A 21,481-nucleotide genomic window follows, 5' to 3' on the forward strand; every position below is an offset into this window, starting at 1 on the left:
GGAGCGTGCGCGCCCCGGCCTCTCGTGCAAAGGTGTGCCATGCCTCTGAGCCACCCGCGCCGTTCGGCCCTGTCCGAGCAGGTCATCGCCGAACTGCGCAACCAGATCGCCACCGGCGAGTGGCCGGTCGGCTCCCGCATCCCGACCGAGCCGGAACTCGTCGAGCAGCTGGGCGTCGCCCGCAACACGGTCCGCGAGGCCGTGCGCGCGCTCGCCCACAACGGACTGCTGGACATCCGCCAGGGCTCGGGCACCTATGTCGTGGCCACCAGCGAACTGGCCGGTGTGATGCACCTGCGGTTCGCCGACGCCGACCCGCGGCACATCGCCGAGCTGCGTTCCACCCTGGAGTCCGCCGCGGCCAAGCTGGCCGCCACCCGGCGCTCCGAGAAGGACCTCAAACAGTTGGACGCGCTGCTGGCACGGCGCGACGAGGCGTGGCGCCGCGGTGAGGCGGAGGCCTTCGTGACCGCGGACGCCACCTTCCACCTGGCCGTCGTCGCCGCCTCCCACAACGAGGTCATGACGGCGATGTACGCGGACCTCGGCGAGCTGCTGCGGGCCGCGCTGCGCGCGGACGTCGGCGCCGAGCTGACGCCCGAGGCACACATGGACCACGCCCGCCTGGTGGACGCGATCCGCGCGGGCGACGCCGAGACGGCGGCGAGCGAGGCCGCCGGCTACCCCTTCCAGTGCCGTACAGGCCGGCTCAGCGCACCTTCTGGTGGCTGATCCAGGCCGATCCGACCTCCTTCCAGCACCGCCCGGTCAGCCGTACGGTCAGCGCCGGCTCGGCGTCCACCGGGGCGCTGTCGGTGTCGATGTCCCACCAGCGGGCGCACTCGATGTGCAGCCGTACCCGGTCGGTGTCGGCATAGGGGTTGTGGCAGTACGCCACCACATGGGAGCCGGTGACCGCCGTACGGCAGGCGGCCCCGAACGGCTGCGGCGCGCCGGCCCCGCCGCCGCGCGCGGGGGCGTGCGGCGCCGCGTCGTACGGCAGGGACAGCACCAGGGCGACGGCCGCGGTCAGCGGTGCCAGGCTGCGGGACAGGCGCACAAGGGGACCTCCTCGGCCGGGCTCGGAGGGATGCGCGGGGGAACGCGCTTCCAGGGTGCGCCGTACGGACGCCGGCCCGCCCGGCCGGTGAGCCGAACGGGTGACGGACGCGGAGACGGGCGACGCCTGTCCCGGACGCGGAGATGGCGACGCAGCACGGGCACGAAACGGGCGAGGCCCGCACCCCCTCCGGGGTGCGGGCCTCTTCGCGCGAGCGGGAGGGGCTCAGGCGCCGATCGCGTGCAGACCGCCGTCCACGTGGATGATCTCGCCCGTGGTCTTCGGGAACCAGTCGCTCAGCAGGGCGACGATGCCCTTGCCGGCCGGCTCCGGGTCCTTCAGGTCCCACTCCAGCGGGGAGCGGCTGTCCCACACGGAGGCCAGCTCGCTGAAACCGGGGATGGACTTGGCGGCCATCGAGCCGATCGGGCCCGCCGAGATCAGGTTGCAGCGGATGTTCTGCTTGCCCAGGTCACGCGCCATGTAGCGGTTGGTGGCCTCCAGGGCGGCCTTGGCCGGGCCCATCCAGTCGTACTGCGGCCAGGCGAACTGGGCGTCGAAGGTGAGACCGACGACCGAGCCGCCGTTCTGCATCAGCGGCAGGCAGGCCATGGTCAACGACTTCAGGGAGTACGCCGAGACGTGCATGGCGGTGGCCACCGACTCGAACGGCGTGTTGAGGAAGTTGCCGCCGAGCGCGTCCTGCGGGGCGAAACCGATGGAGTGCACGACGCCGTCGAGGCCGCCCAGCTCCTCGCCGACCAGGTCGGCCAGCCGCCCGAGGTGCTCCTCGTTGGTCACGTCCAGCTCGATGACCTTGGTGGGCTTCGGCAGCTTCTTGGCGATGCGCTCGGTCAGCGTGGGCCGCGGGAAGGCGGTCAGGATGATCTCGGCGCCCTGCTCCTGGGCCTGCTTGGCGGCGTGGAAGGCGATGGAGGACTCCATCAGCACACCGGTGATCAGGACGCGCTTGCCCTCGAGAATTCCGCTCATGGTGATCAGTGACCCATTCCCAGTCCGCCGTCAACGGGGATGACGGCTCCAGTGATGTACGAGGCGTCGTCCGACGCGAGGAACCGCACCGCCGCGGCGATCTCCTCCGGCTGCGCGTACCGGCCGAGCGGCACCTGGGAGACGATGCCCTTGCGCTGCTCGTCGCTGAGCACCTTGGTCATGTCGGTGTCGACGAAGCCCGGGGCGACGACGTTGAAGGTGATGTTGCGCGAGCCCAGCTCACGGGCGAGGGAGCGCGCGAAACCGACCATGGCGGCCTTGGAGGCGGCGTAGTTGGCCTGGCCCGCCGAGCCGAGCAGCCCGACCACGGAGGAGATCAGGACCACGCGGCCCTTCTTGGCGCGCAGCATGCCGCGGTTGGCACGCTTGACGACGCGGAAGGTGCCGGTGAGGTTGGTGTCGACGACCGAGGTGAAGTCCTCCTCGGACATGCGCATCAGGAGCTGGTCCTTGGTGATGCCGGCGTTGGCGACCAGCACCTCGACGGGACCGTGCTGGTCCTCGATCTCCTTGTAGGCCTGCTCCACCTGCTCGGCGTCGGTGATGTCGCACTTGACGGCGAGGAAGCCCGCCGGCGGCTCACCCGAGCGGTACGTGATGGCGACCTTGTCGCCGGCGTCGGCGAAAGCGCGGGCGATGGCGAGGCCGATGCCCCGGTTGCCTCCGGTGACGAGAACCGAGCGGCTCAACGGATCACCCTTTCGATAGCGGTCTGCAGAGATCCGACAACCCGCCCGAACACCTGGATGACAGGCGGCTTCATCGAAAACCTATCGGTCCGGTCGCGCCCGTGGGCAATCGGGCACCGACAGTGGCGCGGGACCGTCACTGTCGGATCCCTACAGATCGGGCCGGTCCCGACCCGAAAGGGTGTGGTCCGTCGCCCCGCCCGCGCGCCATGATCGGAGCCGACAGGCCACGACAGCAGGGAGACCTCCGTGCCCCATTCCATCGACGAAGCCTTCACGGCGCTTCCGCTCAGGTCCCTCGCCGACGCCGCGCTCGCCCGCGCGCGGGCGCTCGGGGCCGAGCACGCGGACTTCCGGTTCGAGCGGGTGCGCGACGCGACGCTGCGGCTGCGGGACGCCCGGCTCGCGGGGTCCTCGGACACCACCGACCTCGGGTACGCGGTCCGGGTCGTGCACGGCGGCACGTGGGGGTTCGCCTCCGGGGTCGATCTGACCATGGACGCGGCGGCCCGGGTCGCCTCCCAGGCGGTGGCCATGGCCAAGCTGTCCGCGCAGGTCATCAAGGCCGCCGGGGCCGAGGAGCGGGTGGAGCTGGCCGACGAGCCGGTGCACGCGGACCGGACCTGGGTGTCGTCGTACGAGATCGATCCCTTCTCGGTGCCGGCCGAGGAGAAGACGGCGCTGCTGGCGCAGTGGAGCGCCCGGCTGCTCGCGGCCGACGGCGTCGACCACGTGGACGCCGGCCTGCACACCGTGCACGAGAACAAGTTCTACGCCGACACGGCCGGGACCGTGACGACCCAGCAGCGGGTGCGGCTGCATCCGGAGCTGACCGCCGTGTCGGTGGACGGCTCCAGCGGCGAGTTCGACTCGATGCGCACCCTCGCGCCGCCGGCCGGACGCGGCTGGGAGTACCTGACCGGCACCGGCTGGGACTGGGACGACGAGCTGGCGCGGATCCCGGAGCTGCTGGCCGAGAAGATGCGCGCGCCGAGCGTGGAACCGGGTCTGTACGACCTGGTGATCGACCCCTCCAACCTGTGGCTGACCATCCACGAGTCCATCGGGCACGCCACCGAGCTGGACCGGGCGCTGGGCTACGAGGCCGCCTACGCCGGCACCTCCTTCGCCACCTTCGACCAGCTGGGCAAGCTGCGGTACGGCTCCGAGCTGATGAACGTCACCGGCGACCGCACCGCCGAGCACGGCCTGGCGACCATCGGGTACGACGACGAGGGTGTCGAGGCGCAGTCCTGGGACCTGGTGAAGGACGGCACGCTGGTCGGCTACCAGCTGGACCGCAGGATCGCCCGGCTGACCGGGTTCGAGCGGTCCAACGGGTGCGCGTACGCCGACTCCCCCGCCCATGTGCCGGTGCAGCGCATGGCCAACGTCTCGCTGCGGCCCGATCCGGCCGGGCTGTCCACCGAGGACCTGATCGGAGGCGTCGACCGGGGCATCTACGTGGTCGGGGACCGGTCGTGGTCGATCGACATGCAGCGGTACAACTTCCAGTTCACCGGTCAGCGCTTCTTCCGGATCGAGAACGGGCGGCTCACCGGGCAGCTGAAGGACGTCGCCTACCAGGCCACGACCACCGACTTCTGGGGGTCGATGGCGGCGGTCGGCGGCCCGGGGACGTACGTCCTGGGCGGCGCCTTCAACTGCGGCAAGGCCCAGCCGGGGCAGGTGGCCGCCGTGTCGCACGGGTGCCCCTCCGCCCTGTTCCGGGGCGTCAACATCCTCAACACCACTCAGGAGGCCGGCCGATGAGCCCCCGTACCGACAAGCCGCACGAGACCGTCGAGCGGGCCCTTGAGCTGTCCCGGGCGGACGGGTGCGTCGTCATCGCCGACGAGCACTCCACCGCCAACCTGCGCTGGGCGGGCAACGCGCTCACCACGAACGGTGTGACCCGCGGCCGTACGCTCACGGTGATCGCCACCGTGGACGGCAAGGAGGGCACCGCCTCCGGTGTCGTCTCGCGCTCCGCGGTGACCGCCGAGGAGCTGGAGCCGCTGGTGCGGGCCGCCGAGGCGGCCGCGCGCGGCGCCGGGCCCGCCGAGGACGCCCGCCCGCTGATCACCGGCGTGCCCACGGCACCCGACTTCACGGACGCGCCCGCCGAGACCTCCTCCGCCGTGTTCGCCGACTTCGCCCCGGCGCTCGGCGAGGCCTTCGCCCGCGCCCGGGCCGGCGGCCGGGAGCTGTACGGCTTCGCCAACCACGAGCTGGTCTCGACGTACCTGGGCACCTCCACGGGGCTGCGGCTGCGGCACGACCAGCCGGCCGGCACCCTGGAGCTGAACGCCAAGTCGCCCGACCGCACCCGCTCGGCCTGGGCCGGGCGGTCCACCCGGGACTTCAAGGACGTCGACCCGGCCGCGCTCGACGCCGAGCTGGCCGTGCGGCTGGGCTGGGCCGAGCGGCGCGTGGAGCTGCCCGCGGGCCGCTACGAGACGCTGCTGCCGCCGACCGCGGTGGCGGACCTGCTGATCTACGAGATGTGGTCGGCGTCGGGCCGGGACGCGGCCGAGGGCCGCACGGTGTTCTCCAGGCCCGGCGGCGGCACCCGGATCGGCGAGCGGTTCGCGGAGCTGCCGCTCACCCTGCGCGGCGACCCGCACGAGCCCGGCCTGGAGTGCGCGCCCTTCGTGGTGGCCCACTCCTCCGGCGGCGACCGGTCGGTGTTCGACAACGGGCTGCCGGCCCCGGCCACCGACTGGATCCGCGAGGGCGTCCTGCGGCGGCTGACGACGACCCGGCACAGCGCCGCCCTGACCGGGCTGCCGGTCGCGCCCGCGCCGGGCAACCTCATCCTGGACGGCGGCAACGACCGCTCACTGGACGAGATGGTCGCGGCCACCGAACGCGGGCTGCTGCTGACCTGCCTGTGGTACATCCGCGAGGTCGACCCGGCGACGCTGCTGCTCACCGGTCTGACCCGGGACGGCGTCTACCTCGTGGAGAACGGCGAGGTGACCGGGCAGGTGAACAATTTCCGGTTCAACGAGTCGCCGGTGGACGTGCTGCGCCGGGCCACCGAGGCGGGCCGTACGGAGAAGACGCTGCCGCGCGAGTGGGGCGACTGGTTCACCAGGGCCGCGATGCCCCCGCTGCGGGTCCCCGAATTCAACATGAGTTCTGTCAGCCAGGGCGTATAACCTCGTAGACGGCCGGTACCGGCCGGCCCGAAGAGCATCAAGGAGACACGAGAACCGTGACGGACATCGTCGACGAACTGAAGTGGCGTGGGCTCATCGCCCTCTCCACGGACGAGGACGCACTGCGCAAGGCGTTCGCGGACGGTCCCGTCACGTTCTATTGCGGCTTCGACCCGACCGCGCCCAGTCTGCACCTCGGCAACCTCGTGCAGATCCTGACGATGCGCCGCATCCAGCAGGCGGGCCACCGCCCGCTGGGCCTGGTCGGGGGTGCCACCGGGCTGATCGGCGACCCCAAGCCGACCGCGGAGCGCACGCTGAACGCCCCGGAGACCGTCGCCCAGTGGGTGGAGCGGCTGCGCGGGCAGATCCAGCCGCTGCTGGACTTCGAGGGCCCGAACGCCGCCGTGATGGTCAACAACCTGGACTGGACCCAGGGCCTGTCGGCCATCGAGTTCCTGCGGGACATCGGCAAGCACTTCCGGGTCAACAAGATGATCGCGAAGGAGGCCGTCTCGCGGCGGCTCAACTCCGACGCGGGCATCAGCTACACCGAGTTCAGCTACCAGATCCTCCAGGGCATGGACTTTCTGGAGCTGTACCGGCGCTACGGCTGCACCCTGCAGACCGGTGGCAGCGACCAGTGGGGCAACCTGACCTCGGGCACCGACCTGATCCACCGGGTCGAGCCGGACGCCGTGGTGCACGCGCTGGGCACCCCGCTGATCACCAAGGCGGACGGCACCAAGTTCGGCAAGACCGAGTCCGGCACCATCTGGCTCGACCCCGAGATGACCACGCCGTACGCGTTCTACCAGTTCTGGGTCAACGCGGACGACCGGGACGTGGCGAAGTTCCTGCGCATCTTCAGCTTCCGGTCCCGTGAGGAGATCGAGGAGCTGGAGCGGCAGACCGAGGAGCGGCCGCAGGCCCGGGCGGCGCAGCGGGCGCTCGCCGAGGAGCTGACCACGCTGGTGCACGGCGCCGAGCAGACGGCCGCGGTGATCGCCGCGTCCAAGGCGCTGTTCGGGCAGGGCGAGCTGGCGGAGCTGGACGGCCGGACGCTGGCCGCGGCGCTGTCCGAGGTGCCGCACATCCAGGTCACCGAACTCGCCCCCGTGGTCGATCTCTTCGCCGAGGTGGGGCTCGTCGCCAGCAAGTCCGCGGCGCGGCGCACGGTGAAGGAGGGCGGTGCCTACGTGAACAACGTGAAGGTCGCCTCCGAGGACGCGGTGCCGTCGGCCGACGAACTGCTGGACGGGCGGTGGCTGGTGCTGCGGCGCGGCAAGCGGAATCTGGCGGCGGTGGAGGTCGTCGCCGGCGAGTAGTGCCGTCGGGGCGTGGGGAGCCGCGGTGTCCGCGGCTCCCCGCGTCCTCGCGGGACGCCGCCCTCGGGGGCGGTCTTCAGACTCTTTCCATCCTGCGGCGCTTTCGCTTGCCCAGGGTCGCCGCGTAGAAGGAGTCGACCACGGCCACGATGATGATCGCGGCCACGAGCTGGAAGATGTGCCGGCTCCAGTCGATGCCCCGGGTCTCGGCGACGTGGAGGGCGCGGGCGATCGCGTTGCCCGCGACGGCGCCGAGGATGCCGCAGATGGTGGTCAGCCAGAGAGGGCTGTGCTGCTTGCCCGGGATGATCGCTTTGGCGATCACCCCCAGCACGAGTCCCACGATGATCGCCCACAACCAGCCCATCGCTGCCTCCTCGTCGGGGTCGAAGTGAGCTTTACGCCAGTGTCGGCCGGTCCGTCCCCGGTCGCATGTCGGAACCCGCGCGTGCTCGGCGGGGTCATCGCCGCAGGCAGGAAGGTGACCCGGTCTCGTCGGCCGCGCGAGCGCGGCGTACCGTTGGACGTGTCCCGGCGCCCCCTGCTTCGCCGGGCGTGGACGAGGGCGCGGACCGGGAGAGTCCGACACGGGCGGATGGTGGAAGTGATGCGGAGACAGCACGGCGACGGCGGCCAGGTGTTCCGGATCACCGGGGCCCGGACCGGACTCGCCGAGGATGTGCGCGGCCGGCAGCGGAGGTACGTCATCTCGATGTCGATCCGCACGGTGTCGGTGATCCTCGCGGCCACCCTGTGGAACGTCGAACGGCCCCTGGCCGTCGTGGCGTTGGTGGCCGGGGCGATCCTGCCCTATATCGCCGTGGTGGTCGCCAACGCGGGCCGCGAGCGGCCGCCCGGACTGCCCTCGACGTTCGTCACCGCGCCCCTGCGCCCGATGATCGGGACGTCGCCCGACGCGGACGAGAAGACCGAGCGGGCCGAGGGCGGACAGAACGGCCCGAAGGCCGGGGTGCGCGGCGAACGGTCCGGCCCCGCGTGACCTGTGCGGACGTGGGGGAAGCGGTCGGCGACGGCGCGCGAAGCTCAGAAAAAGCTCAGAACCAATCATGCGGTTCCAGTGCCGGGCGACGGGTCCGCCGTGACATACTGCGTGTGCGCTCCGCATCCCCCGTCGGAGCGACGGACCGACGCCGGGCAGCTCCCCCCGTGGCTGCTCGGCGTCGCCTCGTTCCGCGCCCGTTCTTCGCGCCGTCGTTCCTTTCCGCGCCCCTGTTCATTGAGTTTTCCGTTGCGTGAGACGCGAGAGATCCGTGAGTGACGAGACCCCCATCTGCTCCGCCAAGGGCTGCCGTACCGCCGCCGTGTGGGTGCTGGCCTGGAACAACCCGAAGATCCACACGCCGGAGCGGCGCAAGACCTGGCTGGCGTGCGAGGAGCACCGCGAGCATCTGTCGCAGTTCCTCGGTGTACGGGGGTTCCTGAAGGACGTCGTCCTGCTGAGCGAGTGGGAAAGCGGCGGCTGAACGAGGGGCGGCGCGGCGGCGGTCGAGGCCGGCCGGTCAGCCGCCGATCGCCGACATGGGGCGGTCCGGCTGGATGAAGGACGGGTCGTCCAGACCCGCGCCGGCCTTCTTGCCCCACATCGCGAGCCGCCAGAGGCGGGCGATCTCCTCGTCGGGTGCGCCGGAGCGCAGGGCGCCGCGCAGGTCGGTCTCCTCGGTCGCGAACAGACAGGTGCGTATCTGGCCGTCGGCGGTCAGCCGGGTGCGGTCGCAGGCCGCGCAGAACGGGCGGGTGACCGAGGCGATCACGCCGACCCGGTGCGGTCCGCCGTCCACCAGCCAGCGCTCCGCCGGTGCCGAGCCGCGTTCGTCGGCGCCCTCGGGGGTGAGCTGGAAGCGGGTGCGCAGGGCGGCGAGGATGTCGCCGGCGGTGACCATGCCCTCGCGCTTCCAGCCGTGCTGGGCGTCCAGCGGCATCTGCTCGATGAACCGCAGTTCGTAGTCGTGCTCGATGGCCCAGGCCAGCAGGTCGGGGGCCTCGTCCTCGTTCAGGCCCGGCATCAGTACGGTGTTGACCTTGACCGGGGTGAGTCCCGCCTGGTGGGCGGCGCGCAGTCCTTCGAGGACGTCCTTGTGCCGGTCGCGGCGGGTGAGGGTCTTGAAGACCTCGGGGCGCAGGGTGTCCAGGGAGACGTTGACCCGGTCCAGGCCGGCCGCCTTCAGCGCGGCGGCGGTGCGGCCGAGGCCGATGCCGTTGGTGGTGAGGGACGTCCGGGGCCGCGGGTCGAGGGCCGCGACGCGCTCGACGATGCCGACCAGTCCGGGGCGCAGCAGCGGCTCACCGCCCGTGAAGCGGACCTCCTCGACACCGAGCGTGCGCACCGCGATGTCGATCAGGCGCACGATCTCGTCGTCCGTGAGCAGGTCGGGCTTGGCCAGCCACTGCAGGCCCTCCTCGGGCATGCAGTAGGTGCAGCGCAGATTGCACCGGTCGGTCAGCGAGACCCGCAGGTCGGTGGCCACGCGGCCGTACGTGTCGATGAGCACCTGGGCCCCCTCCCTCGGCGTCGGCGTTGTTCCGTGTCATGTGCGAGCCTACGTGACGCCGCCGACATCGACATCGGCCCGATCCGACAAGTTGGGCCGCGGCCGCGTCGTAGGACCGTACAGTCCTGGCGACGCGGCCGGTCGTACGTGTCTCAGTGCGCGCCCGTGCCGGTCAGGGAGCGCACCTCCAGTTCCGCGTACTTGCCGGAGTCCGGCGCCTCCTTGGAGAACAGGGTGCCCAGGGCGCCCAGCAGGAATCCGACGGGGATGGAGACGATCCCGGGGTTCTCCAGCGGGAACCAGTGGAAGTCGGCGCCGGGGAACATCGAGGTGGGGCTGCCGGAGACGACCGGGGAGAACAGCACCAGGCCGACGGCGGTGACCAGGCCGCCGTAGATCGACCACAGGGCGCCCGAGGTGGTGAACCGCTTCCAGAACAGGCTGTAGAGGATCGTCGGCAGGTTCGCGGAGGCGGCGACCGCGAAGGCGAGGGCCACCAGGCCGGCCACGTTGAGGTCGCGGGCGAGGGCGCCGAGGACGATGGAGACGGCGCCGATGCCGACGGTCGCCCAGCGGGCCGCGCCCAGTTCCTGCCGCTCGGTGGCCTGCCCCTTCTTGATGACGTTGGCGTAGATGTCGTGGGCGAAGGAGGAGGACGAGGCGAGGGTGAGGCCGGCGACGACGGCGAGGATGGTGGCGAAGGCGACGGCGGAGATGGTCGCGAGCAGGACGGCGCCCGCGGTGGAGTCGACCCCGCCGAGGTGCAGGGCGAGCAGCGGGGCAGCGGTGTTGCCCGCCTTGTTGGAGGCGATGATCTCGTCCGGCTTGATCAGCGCGGCGGCGCCGAAGCCGAGGGCGAGGGTCATCAGGTAGAAGACGCCGATCAGGCCGATGGCCCAGATGACCGACTTCCGGGCGGCCTTGGCGGTGGGCACGGTGTAGAAGCGGATCAGGATGTGCGGCAGTCCCGCGGTGCCCAGGACCAGGGCGAGGCCGAGGGAGAGGAAGTCCAGCTTGGTGGTGCCGGTGGCGCCGTACTTCAGGCCGGGTTCCAGGAACGCGCTGCCCTTGCCGCTGCTGTCGGCGGCCCGGCCGAGCAGATCGGAGACGTCGAAGTGGAACTTCAGCAGCACCAGGAAGGTCAGCAGCAGGGCGCCGACCATCAGCAGCACCGCCTTGACCATCTGCACCCAGGTGGTGCCCTTCATGCCGCCGATGGTGACGTAGAAGATCATCAGGACGCCGACCAGGGCGACGATGCCGATCTTGCCCAGGTCGCTGGTGATGCCGAGCAGCAGGGAGACGAGCACGCCCGCGCCGGCCATCTGGGCGAGCAGGTAGAAGATCGACACGACGATGGTGGAGGCGCCGGCGGCCGTGCGGACCGGGCGCTGGCGCATCCGGTAGGCGAGCACGTCGCCCATGGTGTAGCGGCCGGAGTTGCGCAGCGGCTCGGCGACCAGGAGGAGGGCGACGAGCCAGGCGACCAGGAAGCCGATGGAGTAGAGGAAGCCGTCGTAGCCGAAGAGGGCGATGGCGCCGGCGATGCCGAGGAAGGACGCGGCGGACATGTAGTCACCGGAGACGGCGAGGCCGTTCTGGAATCCGGTGAACTGCCGGCCGCCCGCGTAGAAGTCGGCGGCGTCCCTGGTCTGCCGGCCGGCCCACACGGTGATGACGAGGGTGGCGACGACGAACACGGCGAACAGGGTGACGATCAGCGTCCGGTGCTCGCTCGCCTCGCCGGCGGCCAGCAGCGCGGGATGGGTCGCGGGGCTCATTCGGCGCCCTCCATACGGGACTTGATGGCGGCCGCGCGCGGGTCGAGCTTGGCGGCGGCGTGCCGGGCGTACCACCAGGCGATGAGGAAGGTGGTGAGGAACTGGGCGAGGCCGAGGACCAGGGCGACGTTGACGTTCCCGGCGACCTTGGTGGCCATGAAGCCGCCCGCGTAGTTGGACAGCAGCACGTACAGCAGGTACCAGACGATGAAGGCGGCGGTCAGCGGGAAGGCGAACGAGCGGTGTGCGCGGCGCAGTTCGCCGAAGTCCGCGCTCTGCTGGACCTCGGTGAACTCCTCGGTGGCGGGACGGGGTGTCGCGGGGGGCGGTGTCTCGGTGGCCACGGTGTCTCCTCGCGGGTGCGGATGAGGTGGGCGTGCAGGCCGGCCGCTCGATGGTGCTGGCGCGCTGCGTCCAGATCCACGGCGCCACGCGCGAGCCGACCCAAGTGCCCCTGAATTTGCCCGCAACCGATCTGATTGAGTCATTGCCAACTCATTGCTGATCGCTGAGGGAACGGGTTAGGTTCCGGCTGCACGCCACTCGTCATGCACCTGCCCGAACGCCGATCGTGTCCCGGGCGGGTTCCGTCGTTCCGTATCCGGATGTTGTGGAGGATCCATGGCCCAGTTGCGCCCCAGACGCCGACTCGCGCTCGCGGTGCCGGTCGTGCTGTCGCTGACCGCCTCGCTCGGCTTCCTGCCCTCGGCCGCCACGGCCGCGCCCGTCGCGACGGCACCCGCGAAGGCGCAGGCGGCGGACGGGCCGACCCTGTCGTACGTGGTCAACACCCGCACGGACCGCCGTACGCTGGAGTCGGTGCGCCGGAAGATCACGCGCAACGGCGGCAACCTGGTGGCCGGTTACGACCGGATCGGCGTCCTGGTCGCGCACTCCGCGAACCCGGACTTCGCCCGGCTGATGCGCGCGGTGCCCGGGGTGGACTCGGCCGGTGCCACACGCACCGCCCCGCTGGCCGCCTCCTCCACCATGGACCTGGGCACGCCCCGGGCGCTGAGCGGCGCGCAACTGGCCGCGGCGGGCGCGACGGCGACCGGGGGCGAGGACCCGCTGGAGCCGCTCCAGTGGGACCTGCCGGCCATCAAGGCGGACAAGGCGCACGAGAAGACCCTGGGCAGCCCCGACGTCACGGTCGGGGTCATCGACACCGGCGTGGACGACACCCACCCCGACATCGCGCCCAACTTCGACCGGGCCGCCTCCGTCAACTGCGTCTCCGGCAAGCCGGACACCACCGACGGCGCCTGGCGGCCCGGCGCCGCGGAGAGCCCGCACGGCACCCATGTCGCGGGGGAGATCGCGGCGGCGAGGAACGGCGTGGGCATGACGGGCGTGGCGCCGGGCGTGAAGGTGGCCGGCATCAAGGTGGCCAACCCCGACGGGTACTTCTACGCCGAGTCCGTGGTCTGCGGGTTCGTGTGGGCCGCCGAGCACCACGTGGACGTGACCAACAACAGCTATTACACCGACCCGTGGTACTTCAACTGCGTCACCGACCCGGACCAGAAGGCGCTCGTGGCCGCCGTCGAACGGGCCTCGCGGTACGCGGAGAAGCGGGGCACGGTCAACATAGCGGCGGCGGGCAACGAGAAGTACGACCTGGCCGCCGGCTCGATCACCGACCCCGCCTCGCCGAACGACGGCACCCCGTCGTCGCGTGTGGTCGACAAGCGCCGGTGCTTCGACATCCCGACCGAGCTGCCGGGCGTCGTGACCGTCGCGGCGACCGGTGCCAAGGGGTTGAAGGCGTCGTACTCCAACTACGGTCTCGGCGTCGTCGACATCGCCGCGCCCGGCGGTGACTCGACGGCGTACCAGCCGCCCGCGCCCCCGGCGACCAGCGGTCTCATCCTGGGCACGCTGCCGGGCGGCAAGTGGGGCTACATGGCCGGCACCTCGATGGCGACCCCGCATGTGGCCGGTGTTGCCGCATTGATCAAGTCAACCCATCCGCACGCCTCGCCCGCGCTGGTCAAGGCCCTGCTGTACGCGGAGGCCGACGCCACGCCGTGCGCGAACCCGTACGACATCAACGGGGACGGCAAGGTCGACGCGGTCTGCGAGGGCCCGAAGAACCGCAACGGCTTCTACGGCCGGGGCATGGCCGACGCGCTGGACGCGGTGACCAGGTAGCGCCTGGGTGCGAGTGGGCGGGCCGGGGGCCGCGCTCCGCGGCGGCACGCCCCGGCCTGCCGCCCGCCCGCATCTCGTCGGTGCCCGCCATAGGTTGATTGAATCAATAATGCATAGTGCAGTCATGACGGATATCGCGTACGCGTGGACTGCACTGGGCGGCGACCCCGCCCTCGTCTCCCGGGTGACCACGGTCGAGCGGCCCGGTGCCCTCCCGGCCCGGCTCCCGGTACGGAAGCTGGCCCGCGCCTGCGTCGGCGCCTGTGCCCTGGCCGCCGCCGAGCTGGGAGCCCACCGGACCGGGCGCACCGAGGTGCCCGGCGTCCGGGTGGACGACGGCGCGGTGGCGGCCGCGTTCCACAGCGAGCGACTGGTCCGGGTGGACGGGCGGGCACCGGTCTCCTTCGCGCCGCTGTCGCGGTTCTGGCGCACGGCCGACGGCTGGGTGCGCACCCACGCCAACTACCCGCACCACCGGGCCCGGTTGCTCGACGCGCTGTCCCTCCCGCGGGACGCCTCGCCCGAGGACGTGGCCGCCCGGCTCGCCGACCGCCGCGCCCTGGAGACCGAGGCGGCCGTCTACGGCGCCGGGGGCCTCGCGGTGGCGTTGCGCGACCCCGGCCGGTGGCGGGCGACCGAACAGGCCGCCGAGGTCGCCGCCCGGCCCCTGGTGGAGCGGGTCCGGCTCGATTCGGCTCCCGCGCGGGTGCTCCCGCCCCTGGACCCCGCGGCCGCTCCTCTGCTGCCCGCCGCCGGAGTGCGCGTGCTTGACCTGACCCGGGTCCTGGCGGGCCCGGTCGCCACCCGCACCCTCGGCCTGCTGGGCGCCGACGTGCTGCGCCTGGACGCGCCCTGGCTGCCCGAACTCCCCGACCAGCACGCCGACACGGGCTTCGGCAAGCGGTCCGCGACCCTCGACCTGGCCGTCGACCGGGACGTCTTCGAGGAACTGCTGGCCGCGGCGGACGTCGTGGTCACCGGCTACCGCCCCGGCGCGCTCGACCGCTTCGGCCTCTCCCCCGAGGCCCTGGCGGAGCGGCGGCCCGGCCTGGTGGTGGCGCAGGTGTCGGCGTGGGGCGCGTACGGGCCCTGGGCCGGGCGGCGCGGCTTCGACAGCCTGGTGCAGGTGGCGACGGGCATCGCCACGACCGAGGGCTCGGCCGGGCAGCCCGGCGCGCTGCCCGCGCAGGCCCTGGACCACGGCACCGGCTATCTGCTGGCGGCGGCCGTGCTGCGGGCCCTGACCGAGCGGTCGTACGACGGCGGCGGCCGCTCGGTGCGGCTCGCGCTGGCCCGCACGGCGCTCTGGCTGACGGACGGGATCGAGCCGGACCGGGGGACGGACGGCACGCCGTACGACACGCCGGACCCCTGGCTCGCCGAGACGGACAGCCCCCTCGGCCGGCTGCGGTACGCCCTGCCCGCGGTGAACTTCACCGGCGGGCCGGCCAGTTGGTCCCGGCCCCCGGTGCCGTGGGGCACGCAGCGGGCCGCCTGGGCGTGAGACCGGTCCGGGGCGGGACCCCGGCGGCCCCGGCCGTCAGACGCCGACCGCGCCCAAGGCGCTGCCCGCCGCGTAGGTGACCGCCATCGCCAGCGCGCCGCCCACCACGTTGCGCACCACCGCCCGCCGCGGAGCGGCGGCGCCCAGGCGGGCGCTGGTCCAGCCGGTCAGCACCAGCGCGGCCAGCACGGAGAGCACGGTCACCGGCAGCCGCCAGCCGGCCGGGGGCAGCACGATGGCCAGCAGGGGCAGCAGCGCGCCCACGGTGAAGGCCAGGAAGCTCGCCCAGGCCGCGTGCCAGGGGTTGGTCAGCTCGTCGGGGTCGATGCCCAGCTCCACCCTGGCGTGGGCCCGCAGCGCGTCCCGTTCGGTGAGCTGTTCGGCGGCCTCCCGGGCCACGTCGCGGGACAGGCCGCGCTCCTGGAGCAACTCGGTCAGCTCCCGCAGTTCGGCCTCGGGCTGCTCGCGCAGCTCCCGTTTCTCCACGGCCAGCGCGGCCAGCTCGGAGTCGCGCTGGGTGGAGACGGAGACGTACTCGCCGGCCGCCATGGACATCGAGCCGGCGAGCAGTCCGGCCAGTCCGGCGGTGAGCAGGGCGGAGCGGCTCTGGGTCGCCCCGGCCACGCCGACGACCAGTCCCGCGGTGGAGACGATGCCGTCGTTCGCGCCCAGCACGGCGGCGCGCAGCCAGTTCAGCCGCGAGCCGAGCGCGCCGCCGTGGTTCTCGTCATGGGTCGGTTCCGTCACAGCAGCGAGCATCGCACCCTCCGGGGCGCCCGCGGCGCAACCAACGCCTCGGGAACGACAACAGGCCCCATAGAAAAGGGACATTCGGCAGGTACACGGACCGGTCGGGCACCGGGAGCGGTACCCGGCCGGCCCTCCGGAGCCGGATTGTCGGTCATGGCCCGTATCCTCAGTGACCATGCTCGAAGACCGTGCGACCGCAGTGTCCTCCCCCACCCAGTGGCCGGCCGCGTATCCCCAGGGATACGCGGTCGTTGACGTGGAGACCACCGGCCTGGCCCGGCACGACCGGATCATCTCCGCCGCCGTCTACCGGCTGGACGCGCGCGGCGAGGTCGAGGACCACTGGTACACGCTGGTCAACCCGGAGCGCGATCCGGGTCCCGTGTGGATACACGGACTGACGAGCGACGTGCTGGAGGGCGCGCCCGTCTTCGCGGACATCGCCGAGGAGTTCGCGGCCCGGCTGGACGGCCGGGTGCTGGTCGCGCACAACGCGGTCTTCGACTGGCAGATGATCGCGCGCGAGTACGCGCGCGCCGAGCGCCGGGCGCCGGTGCGCCAGCGGCTGTGCACCATCGCGCTCTCGAAGGAGTTGGGGCTGCCGCTGCCCAACCACAAGCTGGAGTCCCTCGCGGCACACTTCGGCGTGGTGCAGCAGCGCGCGCACCACGCGCTGGACGACGCGCGGGTGCTGGCGGAGGCGTTCCGGCCCAGTCTGCTGGCCGCGGCGGCGGGCGGCGTACGGCTGCCGCTGCTGGAGTGCCGACCGCTGACGGAGTGGTCGGACCAGCCGGTGCCCCGGCAGTCGGCCGGGGGCTACGGCGGCTACCGGCCCGGCGGTTGGCGCCCCTCCCGCAGAAGGCCCGCATGCCCCTATCCCAACCCGGGCCGCTACGAAGACGGCAAACGCCTCAAACAGGGCATGCGGGTGGCGTTCTCGGGTGACACCTCGGTCGAGCGGGAGCTGCTGGAGGACCGGGCGACCGAGTGCGGGCTGCACGTGGCATCCAGCATCTCCCGGCTGACCAGCCTGCTGGTGACCAACGACCCGGACTCGGGCACCTCCAAGACGGTCAAGGCGCGCCAGTTCGGCACCCCGATCGTGGACGAGGCCGCGTTCGGGCAGCTGCTGCGGGACGTCGAACCCGCGGACGAGTGACACCGGACCCGGCAGCGGAGGGCACCGGCCTCACGGACGGGTGATCGTCCGGACGAGTGGTTGACGTACGACTCACCCGGCACCGGCTCGCCCCCGCACCCGCGACGGCCCACCCTGTGGCGCATGGCGAGATGCGAAGTTTGCGGCAATGACTACGGAATGACCTTCGAGGTCCATGCCCAGGGCGCGGTCCACGTCTTCGACTGCTTCTCCTGCGCGATCCACCGCATGGCCCCGATCTGCGAGCACTGCCGGGTGCAGATCATCGGACAGGGCGTGGAGGTGGACGGCCACTGGTTCTGCGGCGCGCACTGCGCCCGCGCGGAGGGGCGCACGGGCGTCGTCGACCGCGTATGACCTGATGGCCGTACGACACCCGGGCTGACCCGGTACCCGCCCGAATGCACCCCACGGCCCGGATGTACCGTCGTGGGGTGCATCGCTACCGCTTCCTGTTGTCCCTCCAGTGGGTCATCCTCACCATCGTCGCGATCGCGCTGATCCCGACGATGATCAAGCTGGGTTTCTGGCAGCAGCACCGCTACGAGGAGCGCACCGCGCGGAACAACCTGGTCTCCGCCGCGCTGCACGCCAAGCCGGTCCCCGTCGAACAGCTGTCCTCCCCCGGGCATGCCGTGACCCGTACGGAGAAGTACCGCACGGTCACCGCGACCGGCACCTTCGACACCGGGAAGACCGAGGTGGTCCGGCGCCGGACCAACGCCGACGGCGACGTCGGCTACCACGTCCTCACCCCCTTCGTACTGACCGACGGCAAGGTGCTGCTGGTCAACCGCGGCTGGGTGCCCGCCGACGGCACGCAGACCGCCTTCCCGAAGATCCCCGCCCCGCCGGCCGGCCGCACCACCATCAGCGGGCGGCTGATGGCCGACGAGACCACCGCGGCGAGCGGCATCAAGAACATCAAGGGGCTGCCCGACCGGATGGTCATGCTGATCGACAGCACCGCGGAGGCGCACCGGCTCGGCGCGCAGGTGCTGGGCGGCTACATCGAGCAGACCGCGCCCGCGTCCAAGGGCGGCTCCCCGGAGCAGATCTCCGACCCGGGCACCGAGGACGCCCCGCTGAACTACGCGTACATGATCCAGTGGTGGCTGTTCGCGGCGGCCGTGCCGGTCGGCTGGTGGTTCCTGCTCCGGCGGGAGATCAGGGACCAGGAAGAAGCCGCGGCGGCGCCGCAGCCCAAGGAGAACGAACCGGCCGCGGTCTGACGCTCACGCGTCGCCGCAGCGCGAACATGCCCGCCCTCCCGCTGTCCGGGGCCGACGGGGCAGGATAGGGGCATGGATCTTGGACTGAAGGACCGGGTGTACATCGTCACCGGAGCCACCCGCGGACTGGGCAACGCCGCCGCGCGGCAGCTCGTCGCGGACGGCGCGAAGGTGGTGATCACCGGCCGCGACGAGCAGCGGGCCGCCGACGCCGCCGCCGAACTGGGCCCGAACGCGGTGGGCGTGGCCATCGACAACGCGGACGCGGAGGCCCCCGACCGGCTGATCGCGACCGCCCGCGAGCACTTCGGCGGCTTCCACGGGGTGCTGGTGAGCGTGGGCGGCCCGCCGCCCGGCTTCGTCGCCGACAACACCGACGAGCAGTGGCGTGCCGCGTTCGAGTCCGTCTTCCTCGGCGCGGTGCGCCTCGCCCGCGCGGCGGCGGCCGAGCTGGACGAGGGCGGCGTCATCGGCTTCGTGCTGTCCGGTTCGGTGCACGAGCCCATCCCCGGGCTGACCATCTCCAACGGCCTGCGCCCGGGCCTCGCGGGCTTCGCCAAGTCCCTCGCGAACGAACTCGGCCCCCGCGGCATCCGCGTGCTCGGCCTGCTGCCGGCCCGCATCGACACCGACCGCGTCCGCGAACTGGACGCCCTGTCCGCCGACCCGGAGGCCACCCGCGCCGCCAGCGAGTCCCGCATCCCGCTGCGCCGCTACGGCACCCCGGAGGAGTTCGGCAAGGTGGCCGCCTTCCTGCTGTCCCCGGCGGCCTCCTACCTGACGGGGCTCATGGTGCCGGTGGACGGGGGGATGCGGCACGGCTTCTGAGCCGCCGGTCCCCCGTCAGCTCACCCTCTCCGCCCGGTGCCTGACCACCCGCAGGCGGACCTCGGCGGGGAGGGCGGCCAGCCCCGCCGACTCGCGGGCGCGGGCCAGCGGCCCGGCCGTGAACTCGCTCAGGGCCGTCGACGGGTCGGTGTCCGGGGTCAGCTGGAGCACGGCCCGGGCCCACGGCCGGGCGCGGCGGCCGTGCAGATGGATCCGGGCGTGGACCACGCCGTCCCCGGCGGCGCTCTCCTCCGTCAGGGCGGTCTCCAGAGCCCCGGCCCGCAGCAGGGCGGCCCCGCCGTCGCCGGTGTCCACCCGCAGCTCGCCGAGGCGGTGCCGGCGCGGCAGCCTGGTCAGCCACCACAGGGCCAGCACGACGATGACGGCCAGCGCCGCGATCACGGCGGGCCACCACCAGCGGGCGGCCCGGTAGTGGGTGCGCTCGGCGCGGGTGAGCAGGACGTCGTGCGGGCCGCCATGGATCCACCAGGAGGGCGGCGGCGCGCCGAGGCCGACGGCCAGGACCGCACCGCCGAGGACGAGCAGGAGCAGGCCGATCAGGCCCAGCAGGGCGCGGTTGACTCCGCCGGAGCGCATCGCCGTCATCCCTTCGGTGCGGCCCGCCTGACCCGCAGCGCGAGCCGGGGCGGGTGGGTCAGGCCGAGGCCCCGGATCGCCTCGGTGAGGGTGGTGTCCAGGTCGGCGCGGACGTCGGCCAGCTCGCGGAAGTGCGAGGCGGCGCGGACGTCGGCCTTGCGCCGGCGCATCCGTACCCGCACGGCCTGCACGCCGGACACTTCCACGGCCCGGTCGCGCAGCACCTGGGCCGCCGCGTCCCGCCGCAGTGCCGCCCGCACGTCGGGGTGCGGCCGGCGCATCGGCAGCAGGGCGCGCAGGCCCGGGGTGAGCGCGAGGGCGATCAGCCACAGGCCGAGGGCGGCGGCCAGGGCCGCGCCGGCCAGCACCCAGGTGTCGTCCAGGTGCCGTTCGGCCAGTTGCCGGGCCAGTTCGCGGCGCCAGCTCATCGCGGGGCGGTGGGCGCGCACCGCGGCCACGTCGTAGAGCAGCAGGCCCGCCCCGGCCAGCAGCAGGACGGCGACGATGCCCGCGGGGACCCGGCGCGGGGACCAGAAGCGGCCGCTGCCGCCGGCGGACACCGGGGTGTCGGTGGTCTTGTCGAGGGCCGTGGTGGCGCCTGCCTGGCTCATCGCGTCCTCTCCGCTCCCTTCGCCGACGGGTACAGGCGCTCGACCCAGACGGCGACCTCGGACACCGTCATGTTCGCCAGCGCGCCCACCCGCTCGGTCACCCGGCGGCGCACGGCGGCGCAGCGGGCCCCGATGTCGCAGGGGTAGCCGAGGTCCAGCTCGATGTGGACCCGTGCCGTGCCGTGGTGGATCGCGACCGTCGCGTGCGGCGCGCCGCCGTCGGCGGGCGGGGGGCCCACCGCCTCCCGGGCGGCCTGCGCGGCGATCTTCTCCACGACCCGGTCGGCCACCCGGGTGGCGCCCCGCTCGGCCGGCGGCACCCGGCTCTGCGGCTGCTCCGCCGTGCCGGTCCCGGTGCTCACGCCGGTCACCGCCGCCGGTCGCGTCGCTCGTCGCGGGTGCGGAAGAAGTCACCGGGGTCCAGATCCCCGTCGGCGAACCGGCCGACCACGAACCCGACGGCCCCCAAGGCCGCCACCAGCAGGAACGCGCCGAACCCGCCGTAGAACCCGGCGAAGCCCAGCGCCATCCCGGCGATCAGACCGACCACGGCCATGCTCATGCAGCGCTCCTCAGCTCGTCAGGCGCAGGGGGTTCGGGTTCCGGGTCGCGCCCGGTCACTGGATCCGGGGCTCCGGCTCTTCCTCTTCCTCCTCGGGCAGATGGACGTCGCCGACCGCGATGTTGACCTCGACGACCTCCAGGCCGGTCATGCGCTCCACGGCGGCGATCACGTTCTCCCGCACCGCGCCGGCCACCTCGCTGATGGAGACGCCGTAGTCCACCACGATCTCCAGGTCCAGCGCGGTCTGCACCTCGCCGACCTCCGCCTTGACCCCACGGGTCACCGATTTGGAGCCTCCGGGCACCCGTTCGCGCATCGCGCCGATGGTGCGGGAGAAACCGCCGCCCATCGCGTACACGCCGAGAACGTCCCGGGCCGCCATCCCGGCGATCTTCTCCACCACACCGTCCGCGATGGTGGTCCGGCCACGGGTCGCGGCGTCGCCGCCGCCGCGCCGGACCGCCTTACGGGGCGACACCTGCGGCTCGCCGCCGCCTTCCGGGCTCGTCGTCATGTCGGTCATCGCCGTACGTCC

General features: G+C 72.7%; 25 protein-coding genes. 12 read left to right on the plus strand and 13 right to left on the minus strand.

Going from position 1 to position 21,481, the window contains the following annotated elements:
• Positions 1-39 precede the first annotated feature (39 nt).
• A complete protein-coding gene (locus ACSP97_RS09070) occupies positions 40-732 on the plus strand; it encodes a FadR/GntR family transcriptional regulator (protein WP_355153215.1) in 693 nt (230 codons plus the stop codon).
• Here the strand turns inward: ACSP97_RS09070 and ACSP97_RS09075 are convergent.
• The 3 genes from ACSP97_RS09075 to fabG form a co-directional block, all read right to left on the minus strand.
• Positions 710-1,060 carry a hypothetical protein gene (locus ACSP97_RS09075; protein ID WP_440557056.1) on the minus strand — a complete coding sequence of 117 codons (351 nt, stop codon included), beginning with the start codon at positions 1,058-1,060 and terminating at the stop codon, positions 710-712. The two genes, ACSP97_RS09070 and ACSP97_RS09075, sit on opposite strands and share 23 nt — an antisense overlap.
• Positions 1,061-1,285: 225 nt before the next feature.
• Entirely contained in the window at positions 1,286-2,053 is a 768-nt protein-coding gene (fabI, locus tag ACSP97_RS09080; protein WP_355532697.1) for an enoyl-ACP reductase FabI, read from the minus strand.
• 5 nt (positions 2,054-2,058) lie between these two features.
• Positions 2,059-2,763, minus strand: a complete 705-nt coding sequence (fabG, locus tag ACSP97_RS09085) for a 3-oxoacyl-[acyl-carrier-protein] reductase (protein WP_355153221.1) — start codon at positions 2,761-2,763, stop codon at positions 2,059-2,061.
• Between the two features lie 249 nt (positions 2,764-3,012).
• Between fabG and ACSP97_RS09090 the strand changes: the two genes are divergently transcribed.
• From ACSP97_RS09090 to tyrS, 3 genes are read left to right on the plus strand one after another with little or no spacing between them, the layout of a single operon-like run.
• Entirely contained in the window at positions 3,013-4,536 is a 1,524-nt protein-coding gene (locus ACSP97_RS09090; RefSeq protein WP_355532699.1) for a TldD/PmbA family protein, read from the plus strand.
• Entirely contained in the window at positions 4,533-5,927 is a 1,395-nt protein-coding gene (locus ACSP97_RS09095) for a metallopeptidase TldD-related protein (protein WP_440557061.1), read from the plus strand. The genes ACSP97_RS09090 and ACSP97_RS09095 overlap by 4 nt, the downstream gene beginning before the upstream one ends.
• A gap of 56 nt (positions 5,928-5,983) precedes the next feature.
• Entirely contained in the window at positions 5,984-7,255 is a 1,272-nt protein-coding gene (gene tyrS / locus ACSP97_RS09100) for a tyrosine--tRNA ligase (RefSeq protein ID WP_355153226.1), read from the plus strand.
• Positions 7,256-7,331: 76 nt separating this feature from the next.
• Here tyrS and ACSP97_RS09105 read toward each other — a convergent pair whose 3' ends face one another.
• Positions 7,332-7,622: a GlsB/YeaQ/YmgE family stress response membrane protein gene (locus ACSP97_RS09105; protein ID WP_070025936.1), complete on the minus strand. Its 291-nt coding sequence runs from the start codon at positions 7,620-7,622 to the stop codon at positions 7,332-7,334.
• 240 nt (positions 7,623-7,862) lie between these two features.
• On the opposite strand from ACSP97_RS09105, the gene ACSP97_RS09110 reads away from it, so the two are divergent.
• Entirely contained in the window at positions 7,863-8,255 is a 393-nt protein-coding gene (locus ACSP97_RS09110) for a DUF3099 domain-containing protein (protein ID WP_355153228.1), read from the plus strand.
• 271 nt (positions 8,256-8,526) lie between these two features.
• The gene (locus ACSP97_RS09115; protein ID WP_355153229.1) at positions 8,527-8,739 is read left to right on the plus strand and encodes a hypothetical protein; all 213 of its coding nucleotides are present in this window, start codon (positions 8,527-8,529) and stop codon (positions 8,737-8,739) included.
• Between the two features lie 36 nt (positions 8,740-8,775).
• Here the strand turns inward: ACSP97_RS09115 and moaA are convergent, their stop codons facing one another.
• The 3 genes from moaA to ACSP97_RS09130 all read right to left on the minus strand — a co-directional run bounded on the left by moaA (position 8,776) and on the right by ACSP97_RS09130 (position 11,890).
• Positions 8,776-9,765 (minus strand): GTP 3',8-cyclase MoaA, encoded by a 990-nt coding sequence (gene moaA / locus ACSP97_RS09120; protein WP_355323159.1) that lies wholly within the window; start codon positions 9,763-9,765, stop codon positions 8,776-8,778.
• 152 nt (positions 9,766-9,917) lie between these two features.
• A complete protein-coding gene (locus ACSP97_RS09125; protein WP_355323161.1) occupies positions 9,918-11,546 on the minus strand; it encodes a solute symporter family protein in 1,629 nt (542 codons plus the stop codon).
• Positions 11,543-11,890: a DUF485 domain-containing protein gene (locus ACSP97_RS09130; RefSeq protein ID WP_355153234.1), complete on the minus strand. Its 348-nt coding sequence runs from the start codon at positions 11,888-11,890 to the stop codon at positions 11,543-11,545. The genes ACSP97_RS09125 and ACSP97_RS09130 overlap by 4 nt, the downstream gene beginning before the upstream one ends.
• A 277-nt stretch (positions 11,891-12,167) precedes the next feature.
• On the opposite strand from ACSP97_RS09130, the gene ACSP97_RS09135 reads away from it, so the two are divergent.
• Together ACSP97_RS09135 and ACSP97_RS09140 are read left to right on the plus strand one after the other, a co-directional pair.
• The gene (locus ACSP97_RS09135; protein WP_440557068.1) at positions 12,168-13,700 is read left to right on the plus strand and encodes a S8 family peptidase; all 1,533 of its coding nucleotides are present in this window, start codon (positions 12,168-12,170) and stop codon (positions 13,698-13,700) included.
• Between the two features lie 124 nt (positions 13,701-13,824).
• Positions 13,825-15,204: a CoA transferase gene (locus tag ACSP97_RS09140; RefSeq protein WP_440557071.1), complete on the plus strand. Its 1,380-nt coding sequence runs from the start codon at positions 13,825-13,827 to the stop codon at positions 15,202-15,204.
• A gap of 36 nt (positions 15,205-15,240) precedes the next feature.
• On the opposite strand, the gene ACSP97_RS09145 is transcribed toward ACSP97_RS09140, so the two are convergent.
• On the minus strand, positions 15,241-15,951 hold the full coding sequence (locus ACSP97_RS09145; RefSeq protein WP_355153239.1) for a VIT1/CCC1 transporter family protein: 711 nt from the start codon (positions 15,949-15,951) through the stop codon (positions 15,241-15,243).
• Between the two features lie 178 nt (positions 15,952-16,129).
• Between ACSP97_RS09145 and ACSP97_RS09150 the strand changes: the two genes are divergently transcribed.
• The 4 genes from ACSP97_RS09150 (at position 16,130) to ACSP97_RS09165 (ending at position 19,173) form a co-directional block, all read left to right on the plus strand.
• Positions 16,130-17,113 carry a DEDDh family exonuclease gene (locus ACSP97_RS09150; RefSeq protein WP_355153241.1) on the plus strand — a complete coding sequence of 328 codons (984 nt, stop codon included), beginning with the start codon at positions 16,130-16,132 and terminating at the stop codon, positions 17,111-17,113.
• 123 nt (positions 17,114-17,236) lie between these two features.
• On the plus strand, positions 17,237-17,470 hold the full coding sequence (locus ACSP97_RS09155) for a hypothetical protein (RefSeq protein WP_071828796.1): 234 nt from the start codon (positions 17,237-17,239) through the stop codon (positions 17,468-17,470).
• A gap of 62 nt (positions 17,471-17,532) precedes the next feature.
• Positions 17,533-18,345, plus strand: coding sequence for an SURF1 family cytochrome oxidase biogenesis protein (locus ACSP97_RS09160; protein WP_440557076.1), 813 nt, complete (start codon positions 17,533-17,535; stop codon positions 18,343-18,345).
• Positions 18,346-18,417: 72 nt separating this feature from the next.
• Positions 18,418-19,173 carry an SDR family oxidoreductase gene (locus ACSP97_RS09165; protein ID WP_355153244.1) on the plus strand — a complete coding sequence of 252 codons (756 nt, stop codon included), beginning with the start codon at positions 18,418-18,420 and terminating at the stop codon, positions 19,171-19,173.
• 15 nt (positions 19,174-19,188) lie between these two features.
• Here the strand turns inward: ACSP97_RS09165 and amaP are convergent, their stop codons facing one another.
• Genes amaP through ACSP97_RS09190 form a run of 5 tightly spaced genes read right to left on the minus strand, consistent with a single transcriptional unit; the run spans position 19,189 to position 21,469 of the window.
• Positions 19,189-19,779, minus strand: coding sequence for an alkaline shock response membrane anchor protein AmaP (amaP, locus tag ACSP97_RS09170; RefSeq protein ID WP_382008727.1), 591 nt, complete (start codon positions 19,777-19,779; stop codon positions 19,189-19,191).
• Positions 19,776-20,381 carry a DUF6286 domain-containing protein gene (locus ACSP97_RS09175; RefSeq protein ID WP_355153248.1) on the minus strand — a complete coding sequence of 202 codons (606 nt, stop codon included), beginning with the start codon at positions 20,379-20,381 and terminating at the stop codon, positions 19,776-19,778. Before ACSP97_RS09175 ends, amaP begins: the two co-directional genes overlap by 4 nt.
• A complete protein-coding gene (locus ACSP97_RS09180; RefSeq protein ID WP_355153249.1) occupies positions 20,378-20,752 on the minus strand; it encodes a hypothetical protein in 375 nt (124 codons plus the stop codon). Before ACSP97_RS09180 ends, ACSP97_RS09175 begins: the two co-directional genes overlap by 4 nt.
• On the minus strand, positions 20,749-20,943 hold the full coding sequence (locus ACSP97_RS09185; RefSeq protein ID WP_355153251.1) for a hypothetical protein: 195 nt from the start codon (positions 20,941-20,943) through the stop codon (positions 20,749-20,751). Before ACSP97_RS09185 ends, ACSP97_RS09180 begins: the two co-directional genes overlap by 4 nt.
• 55 nt (positions 20,944-20,998) lie before the next feature.
• Positions 20,999-21,469, minus strand: coding sequence for an Asp23/Gls24 family envelope stress response protein (locus tag ACSP97_RS09190; protein ID WP_355153252.1), 471 nt, complete (start codon positions 21,467-21,469; stop codon positions 20,999-21,001).
• Between the last annotated feature and the right edge of the window lie 12 nt (positions 21,470-21,481).

Origin of the sequence: Streptomyces sp. SCPE 10 (assembly GCF_051980735.1) — a bacterium.
In the GTDB taxonomy this organism is placed as follows: Bacteria; Actinomycetota; Actinomycetes; order Streptomycetales; family Streptomycetaceae; genus Streptomyces; species Streptomyces misionensis.

What these genes read in the sequence shown, in the direction of transcription:
- ACSP97_RS09190 (WP_355153252.1), bottom strand. Translation starts at nt 21,469, where the DNA reads ATGACCGACATGACGACGAGCCCGGAAGGCGGCGGCGAGCCGCAGGTG.
- ACSP97_RS09125 (WP_355323161.1), bottom strand. Translation starts at nt 11,546, where the DNA reads ATGAGCCCCGCGACCCATCCCGCGCTGCTGGCCGCCGGCGAGGCGAGC.
- ACSP97_RS09165 (WP_355153244.1), top strand. Translation starts at nt 18,418, where the DNA reads ATGGATCTTGGACTGAAGGACCGGGTGTACATCGTCACCGGAGCCACC.
- ACSP97_RS09070 (WP_355153215.1), top strand. Translation starts at nt 40, where the DNA reads ATGCCTCTGAGCCACCCGCGCCGTTCGGCCCTGTCCGAGCAGGTCATC.
- ACSP97_RS09135 (WP_440557068.1), top strand. Translation starts at nt 12,168, where the DNA reads ATGGCCCAGTTGCGCCCCAGACGCCGACTCGCGCTCGCGGTGCCGGTC.
- ACSP97_RS09155 (WP_071828796.1), top strand. Translation starts at nt 17,237, where the DNA reads ATGGCGAGATGCGAAGTTTGCGGCAATGACTACGGAATGACCTTCGAG.
- ACSP97_RS09095 (WP_440557061.1), top strand. Translation starts at nt 4,533, where the DNA reads ATGAGCCCCCGTACCGACAAGCCGCACGAGACCGTCGAGCGGGCCCTT.
- ACSP97_RS09185 (WP_355153251.1), bottom strand. Translation starts at nt 20,943, where the DNA reads ATGAGCATGGCCGTGGTCGGTCTGATCGCCGGGATGGCGCTGGGCTTC.
- ACSP97_RS09105 (WP_070025936.1), bottom strand. Translation starts at nt 7,622, where the DNA reads ATGGGCTGGTTGTGGGCGATCATCGTGGGACTCGTGCTGGGGGTGATC.
- ACSP97_RS09150 (WP_355153241.1), top strand. Translation starts at nt 16,130, where the DNA reads ATGCTCGAAGACCGTGCGACCGCAGTGTCCTCCCCCACCCAGTGGCCG.
- ACSP97_RS09160 (WP_440557076.1), top strand. Translation starts at nt 17,533, where the DNA reads ATGTACCGTCGTGGGGTGCATCGCTACCGCTTCCTGTTGTCCCTCCAG.
- ACSP97_RS09140 (WP_440557071.1), top strand. Translation starts at nt 13,825, where the DNA reads ATGACGGATATCGCGTACGCGTGGACTGCACTGGGCGGCGACCCCGCC.
- ACSP97_RS09110 (WP_355153228.1), top strand. Translation starts at nt 7,863, where the DNA reads ATGCGGAGACAGCACGGCGACGGCGGCCAGGTGTTCCGGATCACCGGG.
- amaP (WP_382008727.1), bottom strand. Translation starts at nt 19,779, where the DNA reads ATGACGGCGATGCGCTCCGGCGGAGTCAACCGCGCCCTGCTGGGCCTG.
- fabI (WP_355532697.1), bottom strand. Translation starts at nt 2,053, where the DNA reads ATGAGCGGAATTCTCGAGGGCAAGCGCGTCCTGATCACCGGTGTGCTG.
- ACSP97_RS09175 (WP_355153248.1), bottom strand. Translation starts at nt 20,381, where the DNA reads ATGAGCCAGGCAGGCGCCACCACGGCCCTCGACAAGACCACCGACACC.